Here is a 12,823-nt window from a genome sequence, read left to right on the forward strand (position 1 = left end):
CTGGCTGGCCAGGTAACCCGAATGGTTTGCGAGTTTACCGGCTTCGACCGGGCGGCTTTGTGCAATACGGGTTCAGAGGCTGTGCTGGGTGCTCTACGCATGGCTCGCACTGTAACGGGGCGGTCACTGGTGGTCACTTTTGCGGGATCGTATCACGGCATTTTTGATGAAGTCATTAGCCGGGGCAGCACCAGTCACCAATCGTATCCGGCAGCATTGGGCATTCCTTCCGAAGCCGTCCAGAACGTGCTGATTCTGGACTATGGCACCGATGAGAGTCTGCAAATTATTCAGGAAAGAGCCTCGGAACTGGCCGCCGTGCTGGTTGAACCCGTACAGAGCCGACGGCCCGAGTTTCAGCCCGTTGATTTTCTAAAACGGGTTCGGGTCATTACTGAGTCTTCGGGGACAGCTCTGATCTTCGACGAGGTGATAACGGGCTTTCGGATGCATCCGGGCGGAGCGCAGGCTCTGTTTGGCGTTAAAGCTGATTTGGCGACGTATGGAAAAGTAATCGGGGGTGGCCTGCCCATTGGGGTCGTAGCGGGAAAGGCCGCGTTTATGGATGCCTTAGATGGCGGGTACTGGCAATACGGTGACGACTCGTATCCGCAAGCCGACATTACGTTTTTTGCCGGTACGTTTGTCCGTCACCCCTTAGCCCTGGCAGCCTCCCATGCATCACTTCAATACCTGCGTGAACAAGGCCCCGCGCTTCAGGAGCGTTTGACCGCTAAAGCAAAACTATTGGCTGACATGCTGAATATAGCCTTTATCAAACAACAACTACCCATGCTGATCGCTCAGTTTGGATCACTCTGGAAACTGAAGTTTACCGAAGATGTACCCTACGGCGAACTCCTGTTCATACTGATGCGGGAAAAAGGAATTCATATCTGGGAGGGTTTTCCCTGCTTTATGACTGAGGCTCATACAGAGGATGATATCCAACAGATCGTTTCTGCATTCCTCGATTGTGTCCAGGTATTAGTGAAAGCTCAATTTCTACAGCCAAAGGGGCCATTGATTTCTGATCTGCTACAGGTGTATAATCAGGCGAATCAGCCACCCATACCGGGAGCCAGACTGGGCCGGGACCAACAGGGTAATCCTGGGTGGTTTATCTCAGACCCGGACCGACCTGGGAAATACCGGCAAGTTGTTGAAGATTTGCAAACCGGGCAACCTCAGAATATCTCGCTCAAAACGAATTGCCAATAATTCAACAATCAATCTGTATTTATGAAAAATTTTCTTGGTGTATTCGCTGTCCTGTTGCTAGCCCAATTCGGCAGCACCACCCAGGCTACCCTTAAGTATACTGCCCTCCTGCCGTTCTCCAAACAATCGTATAAAGCGTCCATTATACCGGAGCGAATGCATTATTTTGTCTCAAATCATTGGTACAGAACGACCATTTGGTTTAGTCAGTATCCATACCGGTGTGTACTATTCATTATGATCGCTGTTCTTTCTTCCTGTAGTCGGCCTGTAACTTATTTTCAACGGGCACCCGCTAACCTGCCTACGACACTCGACACTCAGCCAGTTTCCGCACCTCCACTAAATCAAATTATTGCCTCACCGATGGGGCCGGTTATAAACGCGAATACAACTATCCCACAGCCTGAATTCGTTGCCCGTGATAACAACAAACTGGTCCCTACTAAACTGTTGAGTAAGCGTATGGGTCGGGTGAAAACATGGCTGGTCTCAACTCACGAAACGGTAAAGCCTCAAGGAAACTGTACCGTCGGCAGAACGAATGCGGTAGAAAGTGTGATGATCCAAAAAACCAGCCAGAAGAAGAGCAGGCAGTTTACCCCCAGTGCAACAACTAAAGCCATGGCTAACTGGATTAAACTGATCGGGGGTGTTATTCTATTGGTTGCCGGTGTGGCCATCATGCTGGCCGGACCCGGCTCAATTTTCTTTCTGGGGCTTGTTGTCGCATTATTTGGTTTTGTCGGAATTATCCTTGGGTTATTTGCGGAATAGCTACCATTGGTTGTTCTTTTTACAGCGACCCGTATTAGCGTTTGTCAACAAAGAGCCCTCCTACGAAAATGAAGGAGGGCGACCATTGCATAAATAAGAAATAGGAAAATGATAGTACACCTTGGCACCAGCGAGATTGTCCGATCAGAAGTTGTACCCCAGCCCACCACTAAAGGCTTTATACCGGGTGTCGTAATCGGTGTGCAGAAACAGGTTTTTGGTGACGGTATACTGTAACTCAACGTGTGCCCGCAGGTAACTCCCCACTAACCACTGCGCCTGGTACTGGAAATCTAAACGGGGAAACAACATCTGCTGCCCGTTGAGTTGAAACCGGACGTTGCCACGCGTATCCAGTTTCACCTCCGACTGAATCAAAAACGGCAGCATATACCGAATACCCGCCACGGCTCGAACGATGCGACGGTCGGTGGCTACCCCATCTTTGGGCCGTATCCGGCGCAGGAATTCCTCGTTACCTCCATCAATCCCGGCAAACACCCGAAACCAATCGCCGAGGTAGCGTTCATAGTCTAAGTCGAACTCGAACCGATTCGTGCGCCAGTCGTGATCGCCCCCGGCGACGATGGCATTTTTATTGTTAGAAACGTTCAAATTAAAGTAGTTGATCGGATAACCGGGTTGCAGGAAACCCCAAACAAACGGCTGATTATCGCGCATATCGCGCAGGTGCAGCTTCTGAATCTGGGCAATGGACGAATCTGGTTTGTCGCCGTAGCTGACCACGCGGGCCATGCCACTGAGCATGTGATACAGCAGATGGCAGTGAAAAAACCAGTCTTTATCGTCGTCAGCCATAAACTCAATCGTGACGCTTTCCATCGGCGATACGTTCACTGTATGCTTCAACGGGGAATATTGCCCCTGCCCATTCAGCACCCGGAAGTAGTGCCCGTGTAGGTGAATAGGGTGCATCATCATAGTGTTATTTATCATGCGGATACGCACGATTTCACCCCGCCGAATCTGGATCATATCGGCCCGTGACAGTGGTTGCCCGTTGAAGCCCCAGATGTAGCGGAACATATTCCCCGTCAGTGTCAGCGGGATTTCCCGAATCGGGCGGTTAGTGGGAAACACAATCGGTTCGGGAGCTTTAAGAATGCTGTAGTCGATGGTGTTCTGCTCGTCCATCATGCTCATACCGGCCATTCCTCCATGATCCTTTCCCTTCATCCCGGCCATAGTACCGGCTTTGCTATCCATATTCATCTGGCTATGATCCATCCCAGCCATGTCATCCGGCTTTTTGCCGTCTGTTTTCTTAGCGGGCACCGAATCCATTTTCATAGACATTTTACTATGATCCATTCCGGGCATGGATGATTGATTCACCTGCCCGTGGTCCATCCCCGTCATGTCCATTTTGCCGTCTTTACTCATGTTCATCCCGGCCATATCCATCTTCATACCGCTGTGGTTCATGCCCTCCATTGAGCCAGTCGCTTTCGGTGGCTTGGTAGCCTTTTTTGTCGAAGCTGACTTCTTCGCACCCATATCCATCTGGCTGTGGTCCATCCCGGCCATGCCACTATGATCCATGCCGGCCATCGAATCGGGCTTTTTCGGTTTGGCAGGTGTTGACTGCTGTGGTTTCCCTTGTCCCATATCCATTTTGCTGTGGTCCATTTGACCCATAGCGGACTCGGCTTTGCCGGGTTTGGAATCCATGCCGGGCATATCGTGCATCATGGGGCCGTTCATGTCCACATTCGCCTGGGCGGTCGTATCGGTTTTACCCATGTTCATCGTCCCCATGCCCATGCCTCCCATTTGGCTCATGTTGGCTGTTAACTTGTACAGGTCGGGGCGGGGAATCGTCGGAGCGTACTTCGCTGGGCCATTTCCGAGCAAGGCCGTTGCGTAGCCAGACCCATCCTGAGCAGTGGCCCGTACTTCAAAAGCTCCCCCTTTTGGTACCGTGACAATAAAGTCGTAGGTCTCTGCAATGGCAATCAGCCGCCGGTCAACGTCTACCGGCTGCACGTCCAGCCCATCGGCGGAAATCAGTTTCATGGGACCGCCGGCGTAATTGACGTGAAAATAGGTGGACGCACTGGCGTTGATAACCCGCAGCCGAACAGTTTGGCCCGCTTTGATTTCCGGGTAACGTACAGTGTCTTTTCCATTAACTAAGAACCGGTCGTAATATACATCCGAAATGTCCATCGGTGCCATCTTCATCATCGACTGCCGCAGGTACGCCCCTACCGCCTTGTGCTGAATAATGCGGTTGAGCGATTGGACATTATTTTTTTTGATGGAGTACCATTCGTTGCGCCGTTTCAGGTTTTTTAGAATATACGCTGGATTCTCATTCGTCCAATCAGATAGCAACAGCACTAAATCATGATCTACCTTGTGGGTGGGCTGCTGAGGCTGAATCGCGATGGAGCCGTACACCCCGACTTGTTCCTGGTAGCGGGTATGGGAGTGAAACCAATACGTGCCGGACTGCACCAGTGGGTACTCGAACGTGTAGGTATCACCCGCATGAATGGGGGGGGTGTTCAGATACGAAACGCCATCCTGTTTATTGGGGAGCAGTATGCCATGCCAGTGCAGCGAGGTTTCGGTTTTTAATTTGTTGTGTACCCGAATAACGGCTACATCGCCTTCGGTAAACCGCATCGTCGGGCCAGGAATGCCCCCGTTAATGGTCATGGCCCGCTTCGGCTTGCCCGTAATATTGACCGTCTGCTCGTCAATGGTGAGGTCATACTCGACTCGCTTACTCGTTGGCTTCACTTTCGCAAGGGCTTGTGGCCGTGAGACGGGCAGGGATGTTTTAACGACCGGAAAGTTTGATTCATCGGGATTAGCCGGTGGCTTGGCTGCCTGATCGCCAGCGGCCATTGTATGCTGCTGGTGCTGCCCAAAACTGGCTATTTGTAGCAACATCAGCAGACTTAACGTCGCAAAAAAAGTGTTTTTCATCATTGTCGTACCAAGTGCATCTATATTAATAAAACCAAAAAGCAGCCCTGCCGGATGGAAGGGTCGCTTGTAATATTGACCAGTAGTATTGTGAAACTTTTGGACTTAAGTCCACTAAGTCGTTACGCACTATTTATCTAACTCGGCCAGCTTATCCTTCATTTGCTTTATTTCTTTCTCCTGAGCGGTAATAATATCCTGCTGAAGTTTTTGCAGCTCAGGGTCTGTCAGCTTCGCTTCTTTAGCCATTAGAATAGCCGCAGCATGGTGCGGAATCATGGACTTGGCGAACTCTTTGTCCCCAACAAAACCCTGCTGACGGATAAGCAGGAAGAAACCGACAAGTGCAATAGCACTTATGGCGATAACGAAAGCATTCCGTTGTTTATCGGTGTACATAGATGACATCAGCAGGACTTCGATAATCAGCATGGGCATGGTCATCAGGCCCGCCATGTACAACTGATTAACATTTGGGATCACGTTGGCAAACCGATCAACCATCGAATACATCAGAATATACATGGATATAAAAGATAGTACCCCCATGATAGCCAACTTTCTGTAGTGTTGCCCGTTAGCAGCCCCGTGATCGGACATAGCATGACCGGGTTGAGAAGATGGGGCGTGGCCCGTGTGTTGCTTGCTCGCTTCCATAGTTTAGTTCGTTGAGTAGTACTATAACTTATAAGCGGCCCCTTTAGATGTTGGAGACGCTTATAAGATTTGGTTGTCTTGTTGCAAAACTTTTGGAAATCAGGTCGATGGCACCGCAACGGCGGACCACGGTCCGCCCCGCGTCGCTACGGGCGTGGAATTAGTTCGGCCCAATAACCGGCTTGCTCTACAGCCTTCTGAATTTCTTCACCAATCCGGTTGTCCGTCGTCTGAACAGTCAGAATTTTGTCGGGACTTTCCGTATCTACGTTCCATCCATCAATATGGGCAACGCTTGGGATGCTGTTCAGGAAGGGCGTGACAGCCGCTACGCACCCGCTACAGTTGATGTTTGTCTTAAAATTCAATGTTTCCATACCACCGGGCCGATTTCTATGGCTTAAACAAATGACAGGGGATAAAAAATGTCATATTTCTGCTTTCGCTTTACGACGGCACAGATTCGGTGGATAAGCTTATTACGAACCGCGTTTAGTATTGACATCTTGTTCTTGCCTTCGGCCACTTTCCGCTGATAGTAAGTTTGTAACTCTCCCTTGACCCGTATAGCAGACATAGCGGCTAAATGGAACAGAAACTTCAGCCGTTTACGAGCATGTTGATTGACTCGGCTGCGCCCACGAATGCTACTACCCGAGCTGTGCTCAAAGGGCGCCACACCCGCATGACAAGCCAGCTTTTTAGGCTCCGAAAAGTTCTTAAATTCGTCGGTAGCCAGGATGACTTCTGTCGCAACAGCTGGACCAACTCCGGGGACAGACGTCATGAGCTTGAAGAGTTCACATAGCTGTTGATCTTGGTGGATCAGCTCATCCATTTGCCGACTGACTTGCTCTAGATCTGCATTGATTGACTTTAAAGATGCTTGGCAATGGCGAGTCAATTGCTTTTGAAGTTTAGTTGACACAAAGGCAGCTTGTTCATTAACAGGCACTTGCAACTGTTGCCGAACCAACAAGAGTCGCTGTCGTAAAGCGCTAAGTATGACTAGTTCTTGGAGTAACTGGCGGGGTGGTTGCCACAACCGCATACGATCCCGGAAACGATACGCATACTCGGCAATCCGTTGGGCGTCAATGCTATCACTCTTGCCCCGTTGTAAGCCACCGGCCTGCTTAATGTGTAGACTGCTTTCTAACCAAGTCGGTAATTGATGAGCCATCAACTGATCAAGAATATGGGCATTGTACACGCCTGTATGTTCGAGGCAAAATACCGATTGGGTATTGGTAAAGCCAGGCAAGGATTTAAGTGCTTTGATTGTAGCCTTGATAGCAGCAACCGAGTTCAATGACTGAGTCTGTAAGACAATTGTTTTACCATTGAAAACTGCCCAATCGAGCGTAGCCTTCGATACATCGATGCCAATGTAATATTGTACGTCCATGAAATAACTTATTTTTGGGTTGAACAATGAGCTTGCTGTTTTCTCGATACCTTTCTAATGGGTCTGCCAACCCGCATTTCTATTCGAGTCTAAGCAAGCAATCCGGACTGGCCTCTGAATCGGCCCATGGGTCTGTCTCCCAGCCGGGCGGTAGGACGTGCCAGTCCGTTTTACTTGCCAGCAAGCTACTCCATTCTTGGAATAGTATCGTCTGACAAACCTAAAGGCCGGGCGGTTGAGTTTTACTTCAGGTTTCTTCGTACAACTACCTCGACCAATTAGAGCTTGGCCGAACGCAAGCGCAGGCTATTGGTCACGACCGACACCGAACTAAGGGCCATCGCTGCCCCGGCTATCATCGGGCTTAGCAGGAAACCGTTGATGGGGAACAGCAGCCCGGCGGCAATGGGAATGCCAATGACATTGTAGATAAATGCCCAGAACAGGTTCTGCCGAATAGCCTGTACGGTTTTCTTCGACAGTTGCAGGGCTTTGGGTACACTGTTTAGGTCGGAGGTGATGAGGGTCATCTTGGCCACGTCCATCGCAATATCCGACCCTCGACCCATTGCAATGCTTACGTCGGCCTGCGCCAGTGCCTGCGAATCATTAATACCATCGCCAATCATCGCAACCACTTTACCCTGCGCTTGTAGCTCCTTCACAAAGGCAGCTTTGTCGGCGGGCAGGGCCTCGGCCTTGTAGTCGTTAACGCCTACCGACTTTGCCACTGCCTGAGCCGTTTGTTTGTTATCGCCGGTCATCATGTACACGGCAATACCGCGTTTTCTGAGTGAGTGAATGGCTTCACGAGAGGTTTGCTTCACGGGGTCAGCAATCGCCAGAATCGCCAGAATGCGCGTTTGATCCGCTAAATAAACGACCGTTTTAGCTTCGTCCTGCCAGCGACTGACAAGACCACTCACTTTTGTTAATTGATCTAACTGGCCCTGTTGGGCCATTAGTCGGCGATTGCCAACCCAGTAGGTTTGCCCGTTATATCGGCCCGTTATTCCTAGCCCCGTGAGGCTTTCAAAACCATCGAGCAAAACGCTCCTAATACCTTCCTGTTTCAGCCGGTCAACAACGGCTTGAGCCAGGGGATGTTCCGACTGAGCTTCCAGCGCGTAGAGTATTGGCGATAAATGAGCTACCTCCGTATCGCTAACCTGCCAGACCAGATCCGTCACGGTTGGTTTTCCTTCGGTGATGGTACCCGTTTTGTCCAGAATGACCGCGTTGACTTTGTAGCCAAGTTCCAGACTTTCCGCGTCTTTGATAAGAATGTTATTTTCAGCTCCCTTACCCACTCCAACCATAATGGCGGTAGGTGTCGCCAGACCTAATGCACAGGGACAGGCAATGACCAGCACCGTTACCGAAGTCAGCAAGGCGTGCGTGAACGCATTTTCACCACCGAACAGCATCCAGGCCCCGAACGTCAACATGGCAATGCCGATGACCACCGGCACAAAAATTCCGGCAATTTTGTCGACCAATTTCTGCACCGGAGCCTTACTGCCCTGAGCTTCCTGCACCATGCGGATAATCTGCGCCAGAATGGTATCGCCCCCCACTTTGTCCGCTCGAAAACGGAACGACCCTTTCTGATTGATCGTACCGGCAAAGACCGCTTCACCCGCCTGCTTGTCGACCGGCACCGGCTCCCCCGAAATCATGCTTTCGTCCACGTAGGACTGGCCTGATTCAACCACGCCGTCCACCGGAATTTTCTCGCCGGGCCGCACCAGGATCAACTGGCCCACTCTGACCGACGCAATCGGTACTTCGCGTTCCGAGTTGTCGTCAATAACTCGAACTGTTTTGGGCTGAAGGCCCATCAGTTTCTTCAACGCCGAGGAAGTATTCGACTTAGCCCGCTCTTCGAGCAACTTGCCCAGCGAGATAAACGCGATCACCACCGCAGCCGCTTCAAAATAGACGTGGGGGTGCAGACCCCGGCTGTGCCAGAACTGGGGATAGAGCGTACTGAACGCGCTGAAGAGGAACGCAATACCCGTTGACAGGGCTACGAGCGTATCCATATTGGCCTTGCCGTGCCGCGCCTGTTTCCAGGCGTTGATAAAATACGACCGGCCCAGCCAGAACACCACCGGAGCCGAAAGAGCCATCATAATATAGTTGGCGTAGGGGGCATTCATAAAGAACATACCGATGATGACTACCGGGATTGAGAGAATTGAGGCCCAGATAGTACGCTGCTTAACAGCCTCATAATGCCGTTGCTGAGCCTCCTGCTGCACCTGCTGTGGGTCCTCCACATCCACAACCAGATCATAGCCAATCGACTGCAGCACCTGCTGCATACCCTGGGGCGTGATGGTCTTTGGATTATAATCGACGGTAGCCGACTGGTTGGCATAATTTACGGCGGCTTTGGCAATGCCGGGCGTATTGTTGAGCATCGACTCGACACTCACGGCACAGGCCGCGCAGGTCATTTCCAGCACCGGGAACGTTTGGCGGGTGGTAGCTCCCACTGGTCGAACGGGATTTTCCAGGGTGGTAGTTGGCATATTCATGCTGTTTCAATGGCTGATTTATAGGGCAAAGTTCGTTCGGCTACGCCCTGAAAGCGTTACACAATTACCCAGTTGGCTTGTAAAATTGATTACGTGGTGTGCTGCTGGAGAGTCTGTTTTTCGCGCCGAACGGCGCGGAAGTAAGTCGGGGAAAGACCCGTCAGCCGTTTGAACTGGTTCGACAAATGAGGGACGCTGCTAAAGCCCGTCTGATGCGCTATTTCGCTTAGTGACAGATCGCTGTAAACCAAGCGTTCTTTAACCTTATCCAACCGTCGTTCAATAATGTATCGTTCGAGCGTTTGGCCCTCGCTGGTCGAAAACAGGGCACTCAGCGTATCGTAGCTCATGCTCATTTCGGTGGCGAGAAAATCAGAAAACCTGATCTTTTGCTCACTCAGGTTATCGCGGTTCAGCGTCTGCTCAACGAGGGTTTTAATGCGTTGTACGAGCGTTAATTTAGCGTCCGATACCAATGAAAAGCCTTGTTTTTCCAAAGCGACCTGAATCCGGGCCAATTCGTCCGGAGAGACCTGACCACGTACCTGTACCTGCCCCAGTCGCACCTGGGTTACTTCCCAGCCCAGCCCTTCCAGTTCCTGCCGAACCACATCCATACACCGGGCACAAACCATGCCCCGGATCGCGAGTGGTGTTTCGTTGGTTGGTAAAGGCTGGCTAAGCGTTATCATAGATTGTACACCGGTTTGTTCACTTCTCATAAACAACAATAAAGACAGCAAAGCTATTCGAGATGGCCTGGTTTTACTTGCAAGATTGCCCTCCGCTTGTTACAAAATTTTTGGAAGTGGTTCAGATTGAGGGAATCTATGAACCGGAGCGCACTATTTAGGGTTAGCCTGACACAACAAACCCCTCCAGCTATGCGCCATCAACACCGGTATATGCTTCATGGATTAACCACTGCCGAACAAGCGGAAGCGGTAGAGAAAGCACTTAGTGAACAGACTGGAATGCTGGCGGTGGAGGTAACGGTTGATCCGCCTGAAGCGGTGCTGACGATGGACGAACACCCGTCTGTGGCGGATATTCAGCGTATCGTCTCACAAGTTGGGGCATTCCACGTGATGGAGGTTAAGGAATCGACACATCATACAGAACAGGATATGACTTCGCATCCCGTTACGCTCCCGAAAACTGGCGATGAGGAGGCCCCGGCTGAACAGAAAGCCCTGCAACACATCGGCCACGATGGGCACAGTGGAACCATGAATCCCGATAACCATCAGGGTGGCGTTGGCATGGAACACGGGTCTATAGATCATAGCCAGATGAATCATAGCAAAATGGGGCATGGATCAGGCGGGCATGACCACGGAGCCATGATTGCCGACTTTCTGCGCCGATTCTGGATATGCCTGATTGTGTCGGTGCCGGTAGTCGCCCTGTCAATGATGTTTCAGGAATTGGTTGGTTATCAGCTTGATTTTCCGTACCGCGAACCGCTCGTTGTGGTGCTGTCAACGGTCATCTACGTATATGGCGGCTGGCCGTTTCTAACGGGCATAGTGGGAGAACTTCGTACCCGGCAACCCGGAATGATGACGCTGGTTGCCGTAGCCATCACAGCCGCCTACGCCTACAGCGTGGCCGTTTCGTTCGGGTGGCTGCGGGGAATGGACTTCTTTTGGGAACTGGCGACGCTGATCGACATCATGCTGCTGGGTCATTACTTAGAAATGAAGTCGGTGGCCGGGGCTTCGCGTTCCCTGGAGTTAATTGTACAAATGTTGCCTTCTGATGCCCACAAAGTAACGGGCGACACCATCACGGATGTAAACGTGACTACGCTGAATCCGGGTGACGTCGTGCTGGTGCGGCCGGGCGAACGCATTCCCAACGATGGAGCCGTTGTCGAGGGAGATAGTGCCGTCAATGAAAGTATGCTGACCGGCGAAAGTGTACCCGTGCAGAAAGCAATGAACGATACGGTCATTGCGGGAGCTGTCAATGGTGAAGGCTCGCTCAAAATCCGGGTCACGCACAAAGGCGAAGACAGCTACCTCAACAAGGTCGTTAAAATGGTCGAAGAAGCGCAGCGTACCAAGTCGCAGACCCAAACGCTGGCCGACCGCGCTGCCGGGTGGCTGACGCTGATTTCGCTGTCAGTGGGGTTGCTGACGTTGGTTGTCTGGTTAGTGAGTGGCAAAGAAGTTTCGTTTGCTGTAGAGCGGATGGTTACGGTTATGGTTACGGCCTGCCCGCACGCGCTGGGGGTTGCCATTCCGTTGGTAGTCGCCATCTCAACGGCTATTTCGGCTCAAAAGGGTCTACTGATTCGCAACCGCACGGCTTTCGAGGAAGCCCGCAAAGTTACGGCGATGGTGTTCGACAAAACGGGTACGCTCACGGAAGGCGAGTTTGGCGTGACGCGGGTTCGTATGCTGAAGGCGGATCACGAAGCGGGTTTTCTGGGCGTGGTGGCGGCTTTGGAACAGCAGTCACAGCACCCCATCGCCCAGGGCATTGTTCGCGAAGCCAAAAAGCGAAACCTGGCTATGCCAACCATCACAAACTTCCAGTCCATCACCGGTAAGGGTGTGTCGGCTATAGTAGATGGTAAGCGAGTGGTGGTGGTAAGTCCGGGCTATCTGAAAGAAAAAGGCATCGAGCAGCCACAGGATGCCTTCAGCGGAGCCGAAACAGTCGTGTTCGTGCTGATTGATAGTCAGTTAGTGGGTTATGTAGCACTGGCCGATAAGATACGTGCCGACTCGAAAGAAGCGGTCCAACGGTTGCAGCAGGCGGGCATCGACGTGTATATGGCTACCGGGGATAACCAGCAAGTGGCCAATGCGGTTGCCAAGGAGTTGGGATTGAATGGCGTATATGCCGAAGTGCTTCCCGATCAGAAGGTAGCCATCGTGAAAGACTTGCAGCAACAGGGCAAGTTTGTAGCTATGACCGGCGACGGAGTCAACGATGCCCCGGCTTTGGCGCAGGCGAACGTGGGCATTGCTGTTGGCTCCGGCACCGACGTTGCCGCCGAAACTGCCGATATTATTTTGGTCAATAGCCGCCCCACCGACATCACGAACTTAGTTGAATTTGGGCGGGCCACGTACCGCAAAATGATTCAGAACCTATTCTGGGCAACGGGCTATAACGTTATCGCCATACCTTTAGCGGCTGGGGTGCTATACCCCAATTTCGTGCTCAGTCCTGCCATTGGGGCCGTGTTGATGAGTGCCAGTACGGTCATCGTAGCCCTGAACGCGCAACTGCTGAAGCGGAGTCT

9 protein-coding genes are annotated in these 12,823 nt (G+C 51.7%); 3 read left to right on the top strand and 6 right to left on the bottom strand.

Annotated features, from left to right (window positions below; all coding sequences use genetic code 11):
* Window positions 1-1,221: aminotransferase class III-fold pyridoxal phosphate-dependent enzyme (locus tag BGO59_RS10995; protein WP_293683675.1), on the top strand; the 1,221-nt coding region annotated here is incomplete at its 5' end.
* A gap of 21 nt (window positions 1,222-1,242) precedes the next feature.
* On the top strand, window positions 1,243-1,998 hold the full coding sequence (locus BGO59_RS11000; RefSeq protein WP_293683676.1) for a hypothetical protein: 756 nt from the start codon (window positions 1,243-1,245) through the stop codon (window positions 1,996-1,998).
* Window positions 1,999-2,142: 144 nt separating this feature from the next.
* Here BGO59_RS11000 and BGO59_RS11005 read toward each other — a convergent pair whose 3' ends face one another.
* The 6 genes from BGO59_RS11005 to BGO59_RS11030 form a co-directional block, all read right to left on the bottom strand.
* The gene (locus BGO59_RS11005; protein WP_293683677.1) at window positions 2,143-4,959 is read right to left on the bottom strand and encodes a multicopper oxidase domain-containing protein; all 2,817 of its coding nucleotides are present in this window, start codon (window positions 4,957-4,959) and stop codon (window positions 2,143-2,145) included.
* Window positions 4,960-5,085: 126 nt separating this feature from the next.
* On the bottom strand, window positions 5,086-5,613 hold the full coding sequence (locus tag BGO59_RS11010) for a DUF305 domain-containing protein (protein ID WP_293683678.1): 528 nt from the start codon (window positions 5,611-5,613) through the stop codon (window positions 5,086-5,088).
* A gap of 146 nt (window positions 5,614-5,759) precedes the next feature.
* On the bottom strand, window positions 5,760-5,990 hold the full coding sequence (locus tag BGO59_RS11015) for a heavy-metal-associated domain-containing protein (RefSeq protein ID WP_293683679.1): 231 nt from the start codon (window positions 5,988-5,990) through the stop codon (window positions 5,760-5,762).
* A 23-nt stretch (window positions 5,991-6,013) separates the two neighbouring features.
* Window positions 6,014-7,021, bottom strand: coding sequence for an IS110 family transposase (locus BGO59_RS11020; RefSeq protein ID WP_099073562.1), 1,008 nt, complete (start codon window positions 7,019-7,021; stop codon window positions 6,014-6,016).
* Between the two features lie 278 nt (window positions 7,022-7,299).
* Window positions 7,300-9,558, bottom strand: coding sequence for a heavy metal translocating P-type ATPase (locus BGO59_RS11025; RefSeq protein WP_293683680.1), 2,259 nt, complete (start codon window positions 9,556-9,558; stop codon window positions 7,300-7,302).
* Between the two features lie 95 nt (window positions 9,559-9,653).
* Window positions 9,654-10,256, bottom strand: a complete 603-nt coding sequence (locus tag BGO59_RS11030) for a helix-turn-helix domain-containing protein (protein ID WP_293683681.1) — start codon at window positions 10,254-10,256, stop codon at window positions 9,654-9,656.
* 435 nt (window positions 10,257-10,691) lie between these two features.
* Here BGO59_RS11030 and BGO59_RS11035 point away from each other — a divergent pair.
* A partial coding sequence (locus BGO59_RS11035) for a heavy metal translocating P-type ATPase (RefSeq protein WP_293683683.1) occupies window positions 10,692-12,823 on the top strand: 2,132 nt, incomplete at its 3' end.

Origin of the sequence: Spirosoma sp. 48-14, assembly GCF_001898575.1 — a bacterium.
GTDB lineage: Bacteria > Bacteroidota > Bacteroidia > Cytophagales > Spirosomataceae > Spirosoma.

Coding starts and splice junctions, on each gene's coding strand:
- BGO59_RS11000 (WP_293683676.1), top strand. CDS start 1,243: ATGAAAAATTTTCTTGGTGTATTCGCTGTCCTGTTGCTAGCCCAATTC.
- BGO59_RS11005 (WP_293683677.1), bottom strand. CDS start 4,959: ATGATGAAAAACACTTTTTTTGCGACGTTAAGTCTGCTGATGTTGCTA.
- BGO59_RS11010 (WP_293683678.1), bottom strand. CDS start 5,613: ATGGAAGCGAGCAAGCAACACACGGGCCACGCCCCATCTTCTCAACCC.
- BGO59_RS11015 (WP_293683679.1), bottom strand. CDS start 5,990: ATGGAAACATTGAATTTTAAGACAAACATCAACTGTAGCGGGTGCGTA.
- BGO59_RS11020 (WP_099073562.1), bottom strand. CDS start 7,021: ATGGACGTACAATATTACATTGGCATCGATGTATCGAAGGCTACGCTC.
- BGO59_RS11025 (WP_293683680.1), bottom strand. CDS start 9,558: ATGCCAACTACCACCCTGGAAAATCCCGTTCGACCAGTGGGAGCTACC.
- BGO59_RS11030 (WP_293683681.1), bottom strand. CDS start 10,256: ATGATAACGCTTAGCCAGCCTTTACCAACCAACGAAACACCACTCGCG.